Origin of the sequence: Kitasatospora sp. NPDC088861 (assembly GCF_044750105.1) — a bacterium.
Classification (GTDB): domain Bacteria; phylum Actinomycetota; class Actinomycetes; order Streptomycetales; family Streptomycetaceae; genus Kitasatospora.
The window spans coordinates 69,126-85,701 of record NZ_JBIVJF010000016.1; the positions used below are offsets into that span (position 1 = coordinate 69,126).

Annotated in this window: 16 protein-coding genes; 6 read left to right on the forward strand and 10 right to left on the reverse strand. The window is 74.0% G+C overall.

The genetic code is table 11. The features are described 5' to 3' along the window. The first annotated feature begins 125 nt into the window (after nt 1-125). Nucleotides 126-1,595: a glutamate synthase subunit beta gene (locus ACIP37_RS24645; RefSeq protein WP_363585601.1), complete on the forward strand. Its 1,470-nt coding sequence runs from the start codon at nt 126-128 to the stop codon at nt 1,593-1,595. Nucleotides 1,596-1,682: 87 nt separating this feature from the next. On the opposite strand, the gene ACIP37_RS24650 is transcribed toward ACIP37_RS24645, so the two are convergent. Beyond that, a complete protein-coding gene (locus ACIP37_RS24650; protein WP_400810162.1) occupies nt 1,683-2,147 on the reverse strand; it encodes a hypothetical protein in 465 nt (154 codons plus the stop codon). A 207-nt stretch (nt 2,148-2,354) separates the two neighbouring features. On the opposite strand from ACIP37_RS24650, the gene ACIP37_RS24655 reads away from it, so the two are divergent. After that, the gene (locus ACIP37_RS24655; RefSeq protein WP_400810163.1) at nt 2,355-2,882 is read left to right on the forward strand and encodes a YcxB family protein; all 528 of its coding nucleotides are present in this window, start codon (nt 2,355-2,357) and stop codon (nt 2,880-2,882) included. Nucleotides 2,883-2,920: 38 nt separating this feature from the next. On the opposite strand, the gene ACIP37_RS24660 is transcribed toward ACIP37_RS24655, so the two are convergent. Beyond that, nucleotides 2,921-4,231, reverse strand: coding sequence for an MFS transporter (locus ACIP37_RS24660; RefSeq protein ID WP_400810165.1), 1,311 nt, complete (start codon nt 4,229-4,231; stop codon nt 2,921-2,923). A 122-nt stretch (nt 4,232-4,353) separates the two neighbouring features. On the opposite strand from ACIP37_RS24660, the gene ACIP37_RS24665 reads away from it, so the two are divergent. After that, nucleotides 4,354-5,001 carry a TetR/AcrR family transcriptional regulator C-terminal domain-containing protein gene (locus ACIP37_RS24665; RefSeq protein WP_363585597.1) on the forward strand — a complete coding sequence of 216 codons (648 nt, stop codon included), beginning with the start codon at nt 4,354-4,356 and terminating at the stop codon, nt 4,999-5,001. Between the two features lie 25 nt (nt 5,002-5,026). On the opposite strand, the gene murQ is transcribed toward ACIP37_RS24665, so the two are convergent. The 4 genes from murQ to ACIP37_RS24685 all read right to left on the reverse strand — a co-directional run bounded on the left by murQ (nt 5,027) and on the right by ACIP37_RS24685 (nt 8,419). After that, entirely contained in the window at nt 5,027-5,929 is a 903-nt protein-coding gene (gene murQ, locus ACIP37_RS24670; RefSeq protein ID WP_363629676.1) for an N-acetylmuramic acid 6-phosphate etherase, read from the reverse strand. Nucleotides 5,930-6,099: 170 nt separating this feature from the next. After that, a complete protein-coding gene (locus ACIP37_RS24675) occupies nt 6,100-6,717 on the reverse strand; it encodes an HAD family phosphatase (protein ID WP_363621849.1) in 618 nt (205 codons plus the stop codon). 157 nt (nt 6,718-6,874) lie between these two features. Further along, on the reverse strand, nt 6,875-7,555 hold the full coding sequence (locus ACIP37_RS24680; protein ID WP_363629678.1) for a DUF6445 family protein: 681 nt from the start codon (nt 7,553-7,555) through the stop codon (nt 6,875-6,877). Nucleotides 7,556-7,651: 96 nt separating this feature from the next. Next, nucleotides 7,652-8,419 carry a helix-turn-helix domain-containing protein gene (locus ACIP37_RS24685; RefSeq protein WP_363585593.1) on the reverse strand — a complete coding sequence of 256 codons (768 nt, stop codon included), beginning with the start codon at nt 8,417-8,419 and terminating at the stop codon, nt 7,652-7,654. A 126-nt stretch (nt 8,420-8,545) separates the two neighbouring features. Here ACIP37_RS24685 and mca point away from each other — a divergent pair, with 126 nt between their 5' ends. Next, nucleotides 8,546-9,499, forward strand: coding sequence for a mycothiol conjugate amidase Mca (gene mca / locus ACIP37_RS24690; RefSeq protein ID WP_400810169.1), 954 nt, complete (start codon nt 8,546-8,548; stop codon nt 9,497-9,499). Nucleotides 9,500-9,522: 23 nt separating this feature from the next. Here mca and ACIP37_RS24695 read toward each other — a convergent pair whose 3' ends face one another. After that, entirely contained in the window at nt 9,523-10,965 is a 1,443-nt protein-coding gene (locus ACIP37_RS24695) for a PHB depolymerase family esterase (RefSeq protein ID WP_400844526.1), read from the reverse strand. Between the two features lie 200 nt (nt 10,966-11,165). Here ACIP37_RS24695 and ACIP37_RS24700 point away from each other — a divergent pair, with 200 nt between their 5' ends. Beyond that, entirely contained in the window at nt 11,166-11,750 is a 585-nt protein-coding gene (locus tag ACIP37_RS24700; RefSeq protein WP_400329178.1) for a PaaI family thioesterase, read from the forward strand. Between the two features lie 120 nt (nt 11,751-11,870). Here the strand turns inward: ACIP37_RS24700 and ACIP37_RS24705 are convergent, their stop codons facing one another. The 3 genes from ACIP37_RS24705 to ACIP37_RS24715 form a co-directional block, all read right to left on the reverse strand. Continuing rightward, on the reverse strand, nt 11,871-12,869 hold the full coding sequence (locus ACIP37_RS24705; protein WP_363585589.1) for a YdcF family protein: 999 nt from the start codon (nt 12,867-12,869) through the stop codon (nt 11,871-11,873). 94 nt (nt 12,870-12,963) lie between these two features. After that, nucleotides 12,964-13,917 (reverse strand): prolyl aminopeptidase, encoded by a 954-nt coding sequence (gene pip / locus ACIP37_RS24710; RefSeq protein ID WP_400810173.1) that lies wholly within the window; start codon nt 13,915-13,917, stop codon nt 12,964-12,966. A 119-nt stretch (nt 13,918-14,036) separates the two neighbouring features. Next, complete coding sequence (locus ACIP37_RS24715; RefSeq protein ID WP_363585587.1) at nt 14,037-14,714, reverse strand: TetR/AcrR family transcriptional regulator C-terminal domain-containing protein; 678 nt, start codon at nt 14,712-14,714, stop codon at nt 14,037-14,039. Between the two features lie 170 nt (nt 14,715-14,884). Between ACIP37_RS24715 and ACIP37_RS24720 the strand changes: the two genes are divergently transcribed. Beyond that, nucleotides 14,885-16,555, forward strand: a complete 1,671-nt coding sequence (locus ACIP37_RS24720) for an MFS transporter (protein WP_400810176.1) — start codon at nt 14,885-14,887, stop codon at nt 16,553-16,555. The last annotated feature ends 21 nt before the right edge of the window (nt 16,556-16,576 follow it).

Sequence of the window (16,576 nt, forward strand, 5' to 3'; positions counted from 1 at the left end):
CCGGCCGGTGGCCGTGCCGGCCGCGGCTTTCGCAGCGCCGGGGAGGGGCGTACGGTGGCCACACGGTGGCGTGTCCGCCGGGGGCGCCGCCGGGTCCTTGTCGGCACACCCCGCCGGAGGCCGCGATGGCAGACCGGATGGCCTTCCTCACCACCCCGCGCGCCGAGCGCGAGCGGCGGGACGCACAGCAGCGACTGGGGGACTCCCGGGAGGTGTACCGGCCGCGGACGCCGCTGCCGGTGGTGGGCGGGCAGGCGGGCCGGTGCATGGACTGCGGGCTGCCGTTCTGCCACCACGCCTGCCCGCTGGGAAACCTGGTGCCGGAGTGGAACCGGCTGGTGGCGGACGCGGACTGGCGGGCCGCCGCCGCCCGGCTGCTGGCGACCAACAACTTCCCCGAGTTCACCGGAAGGCTCTGCCCGGCACCCTGCGAGAGCGCGTGCGTGCTGGCGATCGACGGCGCGGCGGTGGCGATCAAGAACGTCGAGCTGGCGATCACCGACCGGGCCTGGGAAGAGGGCTGGGACCTGCCGCAGCCGCCCGAGCGGGGCGCCGGGTGGCGGGTGGCCGTGGTCGGCTCGGGCCCGGCGGGCCTGGCCGCCGCGCAACAGCTGACCCGGGCCGGGTACGCCACCACGGTGTACGAGCGGGCCGACCGCCCCGGCGGGCTGCTGCGCTACGGGATCCCGCCGTTCCGGCTGGAGAAGCACCGGCTGGACCGGCGGCTCGACCAGATGCGGGCCGAGGGCACGGACTTCCGCACCGGGGTGTTCGTCGGCCGGGACCTCGCGGCCGGGGAACTACGGGCCGGGTGCGACGCGCTGGTGGTAGCGGTCGGTGCGACCGCCTGCCGGGAGCTGGCGGTGCCGGGGTGCGCCCTGCCCGGCGTGCACCAGGCGATCGACTACCTGACCTGGGCGAACCGGGTCGACGAGGGCGACCGCGCGGCCCCGCCGGTGTCCGCCGAGGGTCGGCACGTGGTGATCGTCGGCGGCGGGGACACCGCGGCCGACTGCCTGGGGACGGCGCTGCGCCAGGGCGCGGCCTCCGTCACCCAGCTCGACATCAACCCGTGTCCGCCGGTGTGCCGGGCGCCGGAGCAGCCCTGGCCCGTCCACCCGAAGGTGTACCGGGAGACCACCTCGCACGAGGAGTCGGGGGCCGCGGCGGCCGGTCCCCGGGTGTTCGCGGCGACCACGGTCGGCTTCGAGGCCGGACCGGACGGCCGGCTGGCCGCCGTCCGCTTCGCCGAGGCCGAACCGGCCGACCGCAGCCCCCGGACCGGCACCGAGCGGAGCATCCCGGCGGAGCTGGTGCTGCTCGCGCTGGGCTTCAGCGGCCCGGAGCCGGACCAGGGGCTGATCGCCCAACTCGGCCTCACCACCGGCCCGGACGGCGCCCTGGCCCGGGACGACGACTTCGCCACCGGCGCGCCGGGCGTCTTCGTCGCCGGGGACGCCGGGCGCGGGCAGTCACTGATCGTGTGGGCGATCGCCGAGGGGCGGGCGGCGGCCGCGGCGGTGGACCGCCATCTGCGCGGCGGCACCGAACTCCCGGCGCCGATCCGGGCGTCGGCGCGGGCGCTCACGCTCTGAGGGGCGTGCGGGCGCTCACGCGCTGAGGGGCGCGCGGGGTACCTGCTGTCGTCGCGTTGGGCACGGCCGGGCCCGGTCGGCTCCGGGTCAGAGCAGCGGCAGTCGGCGGAGGAAGACGTCAGGGGCCTGGTTGGTGTCGCCCGGGACGAGCGTGCCGTCCTCGGAGGTGAACAGCACCGTGGTGCCGAGGGCGTCGACGAACGGCCGCTCCGAGGCGCCGGCGGCCTGCGAGCCGTCCGTCGCCACGCTGACCCGCTCGGTGCGGCCAGTCCACTGATTCCGGACGAGGACGTCCGACTTGCCGTTGGTGTCGCCGGGAACCAGGTTGGCGGCCTTCGAGGTGAAGACGGCGAAGCGGCCGTCGGCGCTCAGACCGGCGGCGTTCGAGGCGCCGTCGGGCTGCCTCTGGCCGAGCCCGACGGACACCCGTTCGGTGCGGCCGCGCGGCGCGTCCGCCTGGGCGGGCGTCGCCACCGTGACGGCGGCCAGCGCGGCCGCCGCCAGCGCGCCGGCCGCGCGCAGCAGGTGTGGTGCGGAACGTGTGCGAGTCATCCGGTTCCTCCCCTGGGTGCGGCCGGCCGCGTCGAATTCCCCGGCGGCCGGCTCGTGGCGAGCCAACCGTCGAGTGCGGCGGGAGGTCAACGATGCCCGCCCGGGAGCGGCGGAATCGCGTCACCGGGAGGAGACGGAGAGGGTGATGGATCGGGTGCACACGGCTTTTGCTAGCATCCGGCGGCAGATGCGTCGGAGGGGGTTCGGGTGGACGGTGGCAAGCGGGTGGAGGAGTCGGTCGAGGTCCGCTACACGCCGACGACCGCGGACTTCCGGGCGGCCTTCGCGGCCCGGGCCCGGGGTACGGCGGCGGGTCGACGGTCCCGGCGGTCGAGGTACCTGACCGCCTCCTGCACCGGGGCCGGTGCGGTGGTACTCTCGGTCGCCGACCGGACGGTGGGCCCGCCGGCCCTGGTGATGCTCGCGGTCGCGCTGCTGCTGGTGGTCGGACCGCCCTGGCTGCAACTGCGTCAGGTGCGGCGGATGGCGGCGGACAAGGGCGAGTTCCGGATCGTCCTCGGCGAGGCCGGGGTGACCGTCACCAACGCGGTGTCCAGCACCGAAATCGCCTGGTGGGAGCTTCCGCACTACCTGGAGACGCCCGGACTCTTCGTCCTGCTGGGCGGGGGCGAGCAGACGCACGTGCTGACCCTGCTGCCCAAGCGCGGCACCGGCGACCCGGGCCGGCTCGGCGCGTTGATCGCCCGGCACGCCACGGTGCCCGCCCGGGACTGAGGGGCGGCGCCCCGGTCCGCCGCTGTCGAGGTGGGCGGTCATGGCGTGGACTGCTGGTCGGGCCGGACGGGCTGGTGGTGTCGGTCGGGTTGGTCGCGGGTGTTCAGCTGGTCGCGCTGGTCGTAGCGCCAGAGCGCGGGCAGCGCGGCCGACAGGGCGGCGGTGCCGGCCAGGCAGAGCAGACCGCCGGTGCGCAGCGCGACGCGGATGCCCTGCCGGGCGGCGAGGCCGCCGGCCCGCAGGTCCCCGAGGGCGGGGCCGGCGGAGCCGATCAGCATCTCCAGGCCGGCGGCGCGGCCCCGCAGTTCGTCCGGAATGGACTGGTTCCAGATCGCGCTGCGGAAGGTGTCGCCGATCTGGTTGGCGCCGCCCGCGACGAGCAGGCAGAGCAGGACGGCCCACAGGCCGGGGGCGATCGAGGCCGCGGCCGTCGCCGCGCCGACGAAGGCGGCGCAGAGCAGCACCAGCCGGCCGTGCCGGTGGACCCGCTCGGTCCAGCCGCCGGTGGCGGCCACGAGCAGGGCGCCCGCCGCAGCGGCCGAGTAGAGCAGGCCGAGCGCCCACACCGCGTCCAACTCCTGGGCGAGGAAGGGGAACAGCGCGGTCGGCAGGGCGCAGACGGTGGCCGCGAGATCCGCGAGGTAGGTGCCCAGCAGGTCGGGGCGGCGGGCCGCGTACCGGGCGCCGTCGACGAATTCCCGCAGCCGCGGTGCCTCGGCGTCCCGCTGCGAGGGGACGGGCCGGACCCGGGCCAGCAGGGCGATCGAAACCAGGAAGGTGCCGAGGTCGACCAGGTAGGCGGCCGGGACGCCGGCCGTGGCGATCAGCACCCCGGCGGCGGCCGGGCCGGCCAGTCCGGCGATGCTCCAGCGCAGCGAGAGCAGGTTGCCCGCCGCCACCAGCTGGTCGGGCGGCACCAGCCGGGGGATCATCGCCTCCGCCGAGGGCTGCTGAAGGCCCTGCAGTGCCGCTGCCAGTCCGGCGGCCGCGTACAGCGGCCAGAGCGCGGGGGTGCCGAGCAGCGCGTTGGCGAGCAGCAGGGCGCTCAGTGCGGCGAGTGCGAGTTCGGTGACCAGGGCGACGGTGCGGCGGTCGGCACGGTCGGCGAGGACGCCGCCGTAGAGGCCGAACACGATGGTCGGCAGGAGTTCGACGGCGCCGACCGCGCCCACGGCCAGCGGTGAACCGGTGAGGTCGGCGATCTGGAGCGGGATCGCCGTCATGGTGAGGACGGAGCCGAGCAGGGTGACGGTGCCGGCCGTCCAGGTGAGGCGGAAGTCGCGGGAGGACCGCCAGGGCGCGGTGTTCGGCAGCAGTCGGGACCTGGGACGGTCCGTTCCTGGGGTCATGGGGTGGTGGTCCCTTCGGGCCGTCGATCACGACGGCTCTCCTTATCGCTGATAAATTCCAGCTCGGAACTTATCGGCGATAAGGTGGAGTGGGCAAGCGGATAACGGAGAGGTGGTCGGCGGTGGCGCTGCAACGCGACGAGGTGGTGCGCACCGCGCTGCGCGTACTCGACGAGGAAGGCATCGACGGCCTGACCACCCGGCGGCTGGCCCGCGAACTCGGCGTCCAGTCACCCGCGCTGTACTGGCACTTCAAGAACAAGCGGGAACTGCTCGACCTGATGGCCGAGGCGATGCTCGCCGAGGCCCTCCCGGCCGACCGCAGCCCGGATCCGGAGCACTGGCCGGACTGGCTGGCCGCCGACGCCCGCGCCAAGCGCCACGCCCTGCTCGCCTACCGCGACGGCGCCCGGGTGCACGCCGGAACGCTGCCCACCGAAGACGAACTGCCCGCCGTCGAAGCCCAGTTGGACGCCCTCCGGCAGGCCGGCCTGCGGCCCCGCACCGCGCTGCGGCTGCTGCTCACCATCGACCGCTACATCATGGGCTGGGTCACCGAGGAGCAGGCCTGGCGACAGGACGCCGCCGACCGCGCCCGGCCGCCCTTCCCGGACGAGGTCCTGCGCGACCTTCCGTTGCTGCGGGAGGCGGCCGACGTGCTGCGCATGACCGACCACGACGCCGACTTCGAGTACGGGCTGCGCGTCCTGATCGAGGGCTTCCGGGCCGAGATCGCGCGCGAGGCGCTCGGGACGGACGGGCCCGCGTGACCGGCCGTGATCGGCCGGACAGCGCCTAACGGTGGGCGTGCAGCGCCTCGCGCAGCCGCCCGCCGGAGGCGGCGAGCTGCCGGGCGGCGGTCGGCGCGTCCACGTCCGCGAGCAGGACCAGGATCGCGTCCTTGGCCCGGCCTCCGGTGGCGGCGAGCGCGCGGCGGACCGCAGCCTCGTCGGCGCCGGTGGCCTCCGTGACGATCCGGTGGGCCCGTGCGCGGAGCTTGGCGTTGGTGGCCCGGACGTCGACCATCAGATTGCCGTACGTCCGGCCGAGCCGGACCATGACGGCCGTCGACAGCATGTTGAGCACCAGCTTCTGTGCCGTGCCCGCCTTCAGCCTGGTCGAGCCAGCCAGCACCTCCGGGCCGACCTCCACCTCGATCCCCAGCTCGGCCGCCGCCACCAGTGCCGAGCCCCGGTTGCACGCCAGTGCGACCGTCAGCGCCCCGGCCGCCCGTGCGGTCCGGACGGCCGCCACCGTGTACGGCGTGCGGCCGGAGGCGGAGACGCCCACCACGGTGTCGGCCGGGGTGAGCCGGAGCGCGGCCAGCTCGGCCGCCGCCAGCTCCGGGCGGTCCTCGGCGCCCTCGACGGCCCCGGTCACGGCGGTCCCGCCCCCCGCGATCAGGCCCACCACCAGGCCCGGATCGGTGCCGAAGGTCGGCGGGCACTCGGCGGCGTCCAGCACTCCGAGCCGCCCGGCGGACCCCGCCCCGGCGTAGACCAGCCGCCCACCAGCCGCCATCCGTGCCGCCGTGGCGTCCACCGCGGCGGCGATCCGGACCAACTCCCCGGCCACCGCGGCGGGGACGGTGCGGTCCTCGGCGTTCATCAGGCGGAGCAGGTCGGTGGTCGGCAGCTGGTCGATCCCGGCCCAGTCGGGGCGGATCGTCTCGGTCGGCGGCAGGGCGTCCTGGTCCATGCGGCCAGCGTCCCCGGACATGGCGGTCGCCAATCGGCGCGGGGCCGCGCGTGGTGGTGGTCTCCGGGTCCTCGGTCGTGGCGGCGCCATGGCGGACGCCGGGAAAGGCGCGGTGGGAGCGACCGGTGTGCCCGTGATGCCCTCCACGTGCGGAGTGAGTGCTCAGCCCGTCAACGGGCGTCGCCGTCGCCGAGGTGACGGGCGATGCGGGCGATGGCGGGTGCGTTGTCCTCGAACAGATGGGCCTGCATGCCCACCGCCCGGGCGGCTTCGACGTTGGGCGCGTGGTCGTCGACGAAGAGGCAGTCGACCGGGCTGACGCCCAGGGCGGCGCAGGTGATCTCGTAGGCACGCGGGTCGGGCTTGCCGGTCCCGATCTCGTGCGAGTAGACGATGTGCTCCACCAGCTCGTCGAACCGGTAGAGCGGGACCTCGCGTTCGCGGGCGCCGACGAAACTGTTGCTGAGGATGCCGAGCCGGGCCCGCCCGCGCAGTCCGCGCACGTGGGCGATGAGCTCCTCGTTCGGCGTGCCCAGGTACTCCTCCCAGAGGTCGGCCATGAAGGCCTCGACCTGGGCCGGGCCCAGGTGCAACCGGGCGGCCACCTGCTCGCGCACCTCCGGCTCGGTGATGCCGCCGATCGCGCCGGCCCGCCAGACGTCCCGCAGTCGCTCGTCGATCGCGTGCGGCGGCAGCTCCAACCGGCGCTCCCAGCGCTCCGGCCAGCCCGTCCTCGGCGTGTACTCCAGGACGCCGCCGATGTCGAGGATGAGGCAGGGTGCGTTCACGGGTGGTCCCCTCTCCGTTGCGGCCGCCGTGGCGCGGCCCGCACCTGCCACTCTCAGGGGTGCGGGCGGGGCCGGGTCAAGGGGGCGGTGAGTCCTCGGAGGTTCCGGCGAGCGCGTTCGGTGGCCGCGTCGGGCGGCAGGGCGTGCTGTGGGCCCGTCAGGCCATCCAGAAGAAGACGGCCGTCATCCGACGCTCCGGCAGCTCGGTGCCGTAGTAGGAGGTCGCGCTGTGCATGAGGTTGGCGTGGTAGAGGAGCAGTTGGTTGTAGCGGTTGGGGACGCGGACGTCCTCGGTGAAGTGGTCGGCGGGCACGTGGCGGGTGCCGAGCGCCTCGACCAGATTGTTGTGCGGCGCGTTGACGAGGTTCCCGCCGAGGCGTCCGCCGGGGAACTGCTGGCGGAAGAAGCTGGTGCCGGCGTCCTTCGGCGCGCCCGGGCTGAGGTAGAGCACGGCGGCGTAGCGGCAGAGCGCGCGGGAGTCGGTGTGCGGGCGGGACTCCGACTCCCCGGCGCCGACGACCTGGACGCAGTTGTGGTTGAGCGTGCCGCCGCCCGGGGCGCTCTGCACCCAGAGCCGGGAGGCGCCGGTGGCCTTGCGGACCAGGGCCTCCACCCGGGCCAGCTCGTCGGGCTCCAGGCCGGGCATGGTGCGCAGGCCGGGCCAGGTCTCGGGGCGGTACGGGTAGCCTTCGGTCCAGTCGCCGCGGGCCAGACAGCGTTCGCGGACGGCGTCCGGGTCGGTGAGGACGTTGTCCAGGACCCAGTAGTCCCGGCCTCGGGTGGGCTTGCGGTAGGGCAGGACCGGCAGGGTGGTGGGCCTGATGGGCTGTGAGGGCATGGGCCGACGATAGGGGCGGCGGTCGTCAACCTTCTGCCGTGAGCAGGTCAACCTTTCGTCAAGGGCTGTCCATGGGCGGGCGCCTCGCGCCGCAGGTCAGGAGCCCGGCCGGACGGCGAAGGTGCCCAGGGCGCCCTCCAATCGGTCGAAGGCCCGGACGGCCGAGGGGCGCACCGCCGCCGCGATGGCGGCGGCCTCGTCGCCGGCCAGCAGCCGGCGGAACACTTCGGTGAACACCGTGCGGTCGACGGCGGCGAGGAGCCCGGCGGCCACCCGGCTCTCGAAGTCGACCGGTGGGCCGGCCGGTGTGCTGACCGGTGTGTCGGGTGATGTGTCGGGCGGAGTGCCGGTTGTCGTGGGGCGGGTGGCCCCGGACAGGGCCTCGGCCAGGGCGGCCTCGCTCTGCTCGTGCAGCTCGCGCAGCCGGGCGACCAGGGCGGGGCTGTCGGCGACTGTGCGGGCGAACGCTGGGCCGGAGAAGCCGAGCCGCGGGTCGTGCCGGTCGAGGCCGGCCAGGCAGTCGCGGCGCAGCGCGGCGAGGGCGGACTCGCCGGGCGCACGCTCGGCGACCGCCCGGGCGAGCCGGCCGACGATCTCCTCGTGCAGGTCGAGGAGGAGGTCCTCCTTGCGCGGGAAGTGGTTGGTGACGGTCATCTTGGCGACGCCGGCGGCCGTCGCGACCTCGGCGATGGTGGTGCGATCGAAGCCCTGGTCGATGAAGAGCCTGGTCGCGGCGTGCGAGATCGCCTCGCGGGTGCGGCGCTTGTTGAGCTCGCGCAGGGTCGGGGTGGCCCCGGGCCCCGTCGTGGGCCCCGTCGTGCCCATCGTGGGTTCCGTCACGGTTTCCGTCGTGGGTTCCGTCATGGGGGCAGCGTAGCGCAGTTCGCTGGGTCGGACCCATAAATTAGGCTTGACCTAATCGCTGGGTTCGGCCTAAGTTCCTTTCGGGCGGTCGGAGCGGCCTCCGGACGGACGACCAGGGGAGGGCGCATGACCACATCAGCCACGTACGGAGGCGCCATGTTCACCCAGCACGCCGGGCGGCTCCGCCTGCTCAGCGTCCACGCCCACCCCGACGACGAGTCCAGCAAGGGCGCTGCCACCCTCGCGCGGTACGCGGCCGAGGGGGTGGACGTCCTGGTCGCGACCTGTACCGGCGGCGAGCGCGGCTCGGTGCTCAACCCGGCCATGGACCGCCCCGAGGTCCGGGCGGACCTCGCCCGGATCCGGAGCGAGGAGATGGCGGTCGCCCGGGGCGTCCTCGGCGTGCGCCAGCAGTTCCTCGGCTTCGTGGACTCGGGCATGCCGGGCCCGGGCGAACCGCTGCCGGCGGGCTGCTTCGCCGACCAGCCCGTGGCGGCCGCCGCGGCGCCGCTGGTCGCCCTGATCCGGGAGTTCCGTCCGCACGTGGTGGTCACCTACGACGAGACCGGGGGGTATCCGCACCCCGACCACGTGATGACCCACCAGGTCACGGTCGAGGCCTTCGAGGCCGCCGCCGACCCGGGCCGCCACCCCGAGGCGGGGGAGCCCTGGCAGGCGGCGAAGCTCTACTACCACCTGGCGCTCTCCAGAGCCTGGTTCCAGACCCTGCACGACGCGATGACGGAGCGGGGTGTTCCCTCGGGCATGGGCGCACTGCTCGCGGACTGGCCGGACACCCCGCCCGCCCTCGCCACCACCACCCGGATCGCGTGCGCCGAGCAGTTCGCCGTACGGGACGCGGCACTGCTGGCGCACGCCACCCAGATCGAGCCCGGGGTCGCGTTCATGGCCCACCCGCGGGACATCGAGCGCGAGGTCTGGCCGACGGAGGACTACCACCTCGCCCGGAGCCTGGTGCCAGGCGAGAGCGAGAGCGAGGACGAGGGGCCCGAGACCGACCTGTTCGCCGGGCTGCGCTCAGGAGGGGCGGGGCTGCGCCAAGGAGAGGGGGACGGATGAGCCGGAGGTCGGGTTTCGCCCGCTCAGCACTGGCCGTCGGCGAGCACGAAGTAGCCCGGGCCGGTCTGCTTCAGGGTGTGCGTCACGAAGGTGTTCCAGAGGCCCATGCTCTGGCCCGAGCCGAGTGCGTAGGTCAGGCCGCCGCTCTGGGTGGCCCGCCCGGCCCGGACCTGGTTGTAGTTGCTGTCGGTGAAGCACTGCGCGGCGCCGCCGCCGGTGGTCGCCGTCACCGCCGCCGATCGGGTGCCCACGGCCCCCGACGGGTCGACCGCCGCCACGGTGTAGCCGTACGACGTGCCGGGGGCGAGCCCGGTGTCGGTGAAGGACGGGCCGGTGGCACTGCCCGCCATCGCGCCCTCCCGGTAGACCTGGTAGGAGGCAGCCCCGCTGACGGCCTGCCAGGCGAGGGCGATCGAGCCCTGGCCCGCCGGGGTCGCGGTCAGCCCGGTCGGGGCGGGCAGGCCGGGGTTGGTGGGCCCCGTGCCGCCGTCGAGGCCCCAGAACTGCGCGGTGTAGTAGCTGGAGCAGATCGTGTTGAGGAAGTAGCTGCCGGTGGCCCCGCACCGGTCGGCTGCGGAGCCGGGGTTGACGGCCAGCCCGTGGCCCATCCCGGCGATGGTGAACAGCGCCACGGCGGGCCGCCCGCCCGCGTCGGCGTAGACCTCCTCGGTGGTGCCGCCCGGCAGGCTCCGGGTGCTGGTCGGGCTCTGGCCGACACCCTGGACGTTGGTCCACTGGTCGCGCAGTTCCGTCGCGTTCACCGGCCTGACCACGGTGTCCGCGCTGCCCTGCCAGATCGCCACCCGGGGCCAGGGCCCGGCGTAGCCCGGGTACGCGGCCCGGACCTTGTCGCCCCACTGGGCCGGGGTGAGCCCCTGGTCGGAGTTCTGGCAGCCGGAGGCGGCGCCCTGGGTGGTCGCGCACTGGGCCGGGAGGCCGGAGTCGATCGCCCCGCCGGCGAACACGTTCGGGTAGTCGGCCAGCAGGTCGGAGGCCATCCCGCCGCCGGCCGACAGTCCGGTGACGAACACCCGCCGGTCGTCCGAGCCGTACAGGGCCTTGGCCTTGGCGACCATCTCGATCACCGACTCGGCCTCGCCGGCGCCCCGGGCGTCCTTGGTCGCGTCGAACCAGCTGAAGCAGGAGAGGCTGTTGTTGGCACTGCTGGTCTGCGGGAAGACGACCGCGAAGCCGTACCGGTCGGCGAAGGTCGTCCAACCGGAGTTGCGGTAGTAGTCGTTGGCGGTCTGCAGGCAGCCGTGCAGCGCGACCACCAGCGGCGCGCCACTCGGCAGTCCGGCGGGGGTGTAGGAGTACATCGCCAGGTTTCCCGGATTGGCGCCGAATCCGGTGACCTGCTGGAAGGTCCCGCTCACGGTGTCGGCCGCAGCCGGGGCGGGTGCGGTGGTGCCGATCGCGAGTGCGGCGGCCGTCAGCAACGCGGCGGCGGCAGGACGGAGAGACATGAGGGCTCCTGGGTGGGGAGGAGTGGGGGCGGATGCCGTGCAGCGTGGCGCGCCCCGCGCCCCGGTGCCATGTGACGGCCACCCGAGGTCCACCGCGCCGCCATGGCGTGGACCGCCATGGTCCGATGCCAGGGGGACGCGCGCCGGCCGTACCCCGGAAGGCACTTGAGGGGCGTGCGCGAACAGGGCAGGTTGATCCCATGACGACGAACGAGGCAGACCCCGGCGGCGCGACGTCCCCGGAGGGCCAGGAGCTCCTTGAAGGCCAGCAGTCCCTGGAGGGCCAGGCGCCCCGGACCCGGACGCACACCTGGACGGCAGGCCCGCCGATCTCCGCCTTCCCACACCTGAGCGGAGAGGAGATTCTGCACGAGATCCTCGCGGGCCGGATTCAGGAGCCCGCGATCTGCAGCACCCTGGGGTTCCACCTGACCGAGGTGAAGCCGGGTACGGCAGTGTTCGAGGGCGAACTCGGCGACCACCTCTACAACCCGATGAACACCGTGCACGGCGGTTACCTCGCCACCCTGCTCGACTCGGCGCTCGGTTGCGCCGTGTTGAGCCGGCTGCCCGCCGGGATCGGTTACACCACCACGCAGTTGAACGTCCACATGCTGCGCCCGCTGTTCGCCGACTCGGGGCCGCTGCGCTGCGAGGGGCTGGTGCTGCATCTGGGCCGGACGATGGCGACGGCCGAGGCTAGGGTGGTCGGGGTGGAGAACGGCAAGCTCTACGCGCACGCCACCACCACCTGCGCGATCCTGGCGCCCCGCCCGGTGGCCTGACTTGATGGCCTGACCGGTGGATTGATCGGAGGCCTGGTCGGAGGTCTGGGCTGAGGTTCGGCTGAAGGTGCGGCCGGGCCCCGGTCGCTGCGGCGGCCGGGGCCCGGGGTCGGCTGCGGTTCAGAGGGCCGCGAGCAGCCCGCAGAGCGCGAGGAGGCCGCAGATCCCGAAGTTGACCAGCTTGTGGGAGAGGAACACGGCGGCGAACTCGCGGATCGTCGCGCTCGGCCAGTAGTACGCGGCGGTCGGCGAGCCGAACACCTGCCCGTTGACGCCGGTCTTGCGGGCGGTGAGCGCCGCCCGGAAGGCGTGGAAGTTGTTGGTGACCACGACACAGCGGTAGTCGGGCTTGGCCTGTTCCATGATGGCCTTGCTGAAGAGCAGGTTCTCCTCGGTGGTGCGGGAGCGGTCCTCGCGCTCGATGTGTTCGGCCGGGAAGCCGCGCCCGGTCAGGTAGTCGGCCATCGCGTGGGACTCCGGCAGCTTCTCGTCCGGGCCCTGGCCACCGGAGGTGATCAGCACCGGCGGGTTGCCGCGCGCGGCCTGCTTGTCGTACACCTCCCGGCCCCGGTCGAGCCGGCTGGCCAGCAGCGGCGGGACGCGCTCGCCGCCGATCAGGCCGGAGCCGAGGACGACCACGAAGTCCACGTTCCGGCGCGGCCGGTGGCGGCCGTAGAGGAACGCGTAGCCGACGAAGCAGACGAACAGGAAGGAGATGTAGCCGACCACCAGGACGGCGGTGCCCGCCAGGACGCCCAGCTGGTGCGAGCGGGTGGCCAGGGCCGCGAGCAGCAGCGCGATGACGGCGAGGATGCCCAGCCCGGCGAGGAGGGACAGCAGGTTGGCGGGCCGTCTGCCCTCCTTGCGGATCATGGTCAGGCCGTTGGCGATCAGGAACCAGACCAGGGCCGCCGTGCCGAGGGCCGGCAGCAGGATGATCGCCACCGCTGCCAGTCCCATCACCAGCGTGGGCGCCTTGCGCAGCTCGGCGAGCAGGGCGAGGGCGAGCAGGGAGACGGCGATGCCGAGCAGGACGGCATTGCTGAACTGGCGGCGGTCGCGTAGTACCCCGACTCCGAACAACAGGAAGAACAGGGCGGCTGGGACATAGGCGATCATGCTTCGTATCGTAGGCGGAGGCCGTTAGCGCGAACCGGCCGTCCGCCCGAACCGTCCGCCCGAACCGGCCGGGCGGACTGGCCGAGCGGACCGGTCAGGCGAACCGCTCGATCGCTGTGAGGACCGCCTCGGTCATCGCCGGACTCCCGGTGTGCCCGGACTCGTCGATGACGGTCAGTCGGGCCTCCGGCCAGGCCTGGACCAGCCGCCACGCGGTGTCGAGTGGCGAGCCGAGGTCGAGGCGGCCGTGGATCAGTTCGCCCGGGATGCCGGTCAGCCGTCCGGCGTCGCGCAGCAGTTGGCTGTCGGCCAGGAACGCGTGGTGCGCGAAGTAGTGCGCGGTGATCCGGGTGAACGCCATCAGCGCGTCGGTGGGGCGGTCGCTGTAGGCGTTCGGCTTGCCCAGCGCCTCGTGCGCGATGACGGCGTCCTCCCAGGTGGCCCAGGCGTTCGCGGCGGCCCGCCGGACGGTCTCGTCCTGGTTGTTGAGCAGCCGGCTGTAGGCGGCCACCAGGTCACCGTCGCGGTCGGCGGCCGGCAGGAAGTTCCGGAACTCCTCCCACGGGCCGGGCAGGAAGCGGGCGACGCCCCGGTAGAGCCAGTCGGTCTCCTCGGGGCGGGTCGTGGTGACGCCGCAGAGCACGATCTCGGAGACCCGCTCGGGGTGGGCCTGGGCATAGGCGAGGATCAGCGTCGAGCCCCAGGAGCCGCCGTACAGCAGCCACTTCTCGATGCCGAGGTGTTCGCGCAGCCGCTCCATGTCCGCGATCAGCCGCTCGCTGGTGTTGTGCTCCAGCCCGGTCGTCGGGTCGGCGGCGTGCGGCAGGCTCTGTCCGCAGCCGCGCTGGTCGAACTGGACCACGTGGTACCGCTCGGGGTCGAAGTACCGCCGGGTGCCCGGCCGGTGGCCGGATCCGGGCCCGCCGTGCACGATCGCGGCGGGTTTGCCAGCCGGGTTGCCGGAGGCGTTCCAGTGCATCCGCTGACCGTCTCCGACGTCCAGCAGGCCTTGCGCGTAGGGCTCGTAGTGGGGGTGCAGCTCGGGCATCGCGGAACTCCTCCGTGGACGTGCGGCCGGACAGACCCTAGCGGGCGCTCGCAGGCCGGGCCGCGGATTTTCGGCGGGCCCGGGGCGGGGCCCGGTCGGCCGGGCCCGCGGTGGTGGGGTCAGCGCCGTTCGGCGGGCAGCAGGGTCGCGAGCCCGTCGAGGACGCGTTGCACGCAGAACTCGAAGCGGGTGTCCATGTCGGGTTCGGTGAGGTCGTCGGCCAGGGCGACGAGGTTGGGGAAGGTGTCGGCGGGCAGGGCGCGGAAGCGGTCTCCGGTGGCGTCGGCGATGTCCCGGCGACTGGTGCCGAGGACTTCGGCGGCCGAGATCGGGGACTGTTCCTGGAGGACGAACCCCTGGACGAAGGCGCCCAGCAGGTAGGTGGCCATGGCGGCGTCGGCGTCGGAGAAGCCGGCCGCGCGGAGCCGGTCGAGCTGGTCCTCCATCAGGCCGAGCAGGTGGGGGCCGGGGGAGAGGCGGCCCGAGACGACCTTGGCGGCGTCGCGCTTGTCGAGCAGCAGTCGGCGGTAGCGCCAGCAGTAGGCGTGGAACTGCTCGCGCCACCCGCCCTCGCGCGGCGGGGGTTCGGCCGAGGCCATCACCGCGTCGGTGAGCAGGTCGAGCAGTTCCTGCTTGTTGCGGACGTGCCAGTACAGCGAGGCCGCCTTGACGCCGACCTCGGCGGCGACCTTGCGCATCGACAGCCCGTCGAGGCCGTCCCGTTCCAGTACCCGCAGCGCGGCCTGGGTCAGCGCGTCCCTGGTCAGCGGCGGTGTCGTGTCGTCGTTCTCCGGCATGGCTGTGCGGACGCCTCCAGCGGTCTCATCCGGTCGCGAGTCTCGTGGCGACTGTCCGTGGCGAGTGCCCGTCGCGAGATCCCGCTTGCAATCTAACACCGTTAGGGGCACTCTGTGCGTGCCGCACCACTCCCTAACGCTGTTAGGGGCCAGGAATCGGGAGGGTTCCCATGCAGGAGTCGAGCGCCCGGCGCAAACGGCTCGCGCTACTGACGCTCTGCGTCACCATGTTCATGTCCATGCTGGACAACGTCATCGTCAACAACGCCCTGCCCCGCATCGGCCAGGACCTGGACGCCGGGATCAGCGGCCTGCAATGGGTCGTCGAGGGATACAGCCTCGTCTACGCCGGGTTCGTGCTGACCGGCGGCGCGCTCGGCGACCGGCACGGCCGCACCCGGATGTTCCGGTTCGGCCTCGCGCTGTTCACGGTCGGCTCCGCGCTCGCCGCGCTCGCCGGAACGATCGGCCTGCTGGTCGGCGCCCGGATGCTGCAAGGCGTCGGGGCCGCGCTGCTCACCCCGGGCAGCCTCGCCCTGCTGCGCCACGTCTTCACCGACGAGCGCGAGCGCGTCAGGGCGATCGGCCTCTGGTCCGGGGTCTCCGCGTTGGGTCTGTCGATCGGCCCGGTGGTCGGCGGGCCGATGGTCGAGCACCTCGGGTGGGCCAGCGTTTTCTGGATCAACGTGCCGATCGGCGTGGCCGGACTGGTGCTCGCCGCCCGCGTGCTCCCGGACATCCCCCCGCGTGCCCGGCGGATCGACCTCGGCGGCCTCGTCCTCTCCGCCGCAGGCCTCGGCCTGCTGGTCTACGCGCTGATCGAGGGGCCGACCCGTGGCTGGACGGACACCCGGGTGCTCCTCTGCGGCGCTGCGGCGCTCGTGCTGCTGGCCGCCTTCCTGGTGCTCGAACTGCGCCTCGCCGAACCGATGCTGGAGCTGCGGCTGTTCCGCGACGGCGCCCTCGGCGGCGCGCTGCTCAGCGGCTTCATGGTCAGCTTCGGGATCTTCGGCGCGCTCTTCTTCCTGCCGCTGCTGATGCAGGGCCCGCTCGGCTGGTCCCCGTCCGACGCCGGCTACGCCGGGCTGCCGATGACCGGGATGATCGTCGTCGCCGCCCCGCTCTCCGGCCGGCTGACCTCGCGGTACGGGCCCCGGCTGCCGTTGGTGCTCGGTCTCGTGCTGTGCGCGGCGGGCCTCGGCGGGCTGTCCCTCTACGGCGAGCACGCCCACTACGTCGAGTACCTGTGGACCCTGTTCGCGATGGGCCTTGGGATGGGGATGACCTTCACCCCGGTGTCGATCGCGGTGCTCCAACGGGTCGCCCCGGCGCAGACCGGGATGGCCTCGGCGAGCATCAACACCCTGCGCGAGCTGGGCGGCGTCCTCGGGATCGCGGTGCTCGGCGCCGTGCTGACCAACCGGATGACCGGCAGCCTGACCGCCGCCCTGCACCGGCTCGGCGTGCCGCCGGACGCCGTCGGCCCGATCGCGGACGCGCCCGCCGGGGCGGGGCACGGCGGTGGCGGCGCGGCCGCCGTGCTGCCCGGCCCGGTCCAGGACGCGGTGGACGGCGCCTTCATCGAGGGCCTCCACCTCGCGGCGCGCTGCGGTGCGGCCGCGCTCGTCGTCACCGCCGTCCTGGTCGCCGTCCTGCTGGGCCGGGCCCGCCCGCTCGCCCAGAGCGGCACCGGCCTCCCGGAATCGGCCCCCGACTCGGCGTCGGCCCCCGGCCCCGGCCCGGACTCCGGCCCCGGCCCGGACTCCGACCCTGGCCCCGACCTCGACCCGAACTCCGGTCCGGAGCCGCTGGCCGAGGCCCGGACGGTCCGACCGACCTGACGGGTCCGGCCGACCTGATCG

What these genes read in the sequence shown, in the direction of transcription:
- ACIP37_RS24680 (WP_363629678.1), bottom strand. Translation starts at nt 7,555, where the DNA reads ATGCCCTCACAGCCCATCAGGCCCACCACCCTGCCGGTCCTGCCCTAC.
- ACIP37_RS24700 (WP_400329178.1), top strand. Translation starts at nt 11,166, where the DNA reads ATGACGACGAACGAGGCAGACCCCGGCGGCGCGACGTCCCCGGAGGGC.
- ACIP37_RS24720 (WP_400810176.1), top strand. Translation starts at nt 14,885, where the DNA reads ATGCAGGAGTCGAGCGCCCGGCGCAAACGGCTCGCGCTACTGACGCTC.
- ACIP37_RS24660 (WP_400810165.1), bottom strand. Translation starts at nt 4,231, where the DNA reads ATGACCCCAGGAACGGACCGTCCCAGGTCCCGACTGCTGCCGAACACC.
- mca (WP_400810169.1), top strand. Translation starts at nt 8,546, where the DNA reads ATGACCACATCAGCCACGTACGGAGGCGCCATGTTCACCCAGCACGCC.
- ACIP37_RS24685 (WP_363585593.1), bottom strand. Translation starts at nt 8,419, where the DNA reads ATGACGGAACCCACGACGGAAACCGTGACGGAACCCACGATGGGCACG.
- ACIP37_RS24645 (WP_363585601.1), top strand. Translation starts at nt 126, where the DNA reads ATGGCAGACCGGATGGCCTTCCTCACCACCCCGCGCGCCGAGCGCGAG.
- pip (WP_400810173.1), bottom strand. Translation starts at nt 13,917, where the DNA reads ATGCCCGAGCTGCACCCCCACTACGAGCCCTACGCGCAAGGCCTGCTG.
- ACIP37_RS24715 (WP_363585587.1), bottom strand. Translation starts at nt 14,714, where the DNA reads ATGCCGGAGAACGACGACACGACACCGCCGCTGACCAGGGACGCGCTG.
- ACIP37_RS24650 (WP_400810162.1), bottom strand. Translation starts at nt 2,147, where the DNA reads ATGACTCGCACACGTTCCGCACCACACCTGCTGCGCGCGGCCGGCGCG.
- ACIP37_RS24705 (WP_363585589.1), bottom strand. Translation starts at nt 12,869, where the DNA reads ATGATCGCCTATGTCCCAGCCGCCCTGTTCTTCCTGTTGTTCGGAGTC.
- ACIP37_RS24695 (WP_400844526.1), bottom strand. Translation starts at nt 10,965, where the DNA reads ATGTCTCTCCGTCCTGCCGCCGCCGCGTTGCTGACGGCCGCCGCACTC.
- murQ (WP_363629676.1), bottom strand. Translation starts at nt 5,929, where the DNA reads ATGGACCAGGACGCCCTGCCGCCGACCGAGACGATCCGCCCCGACTGG.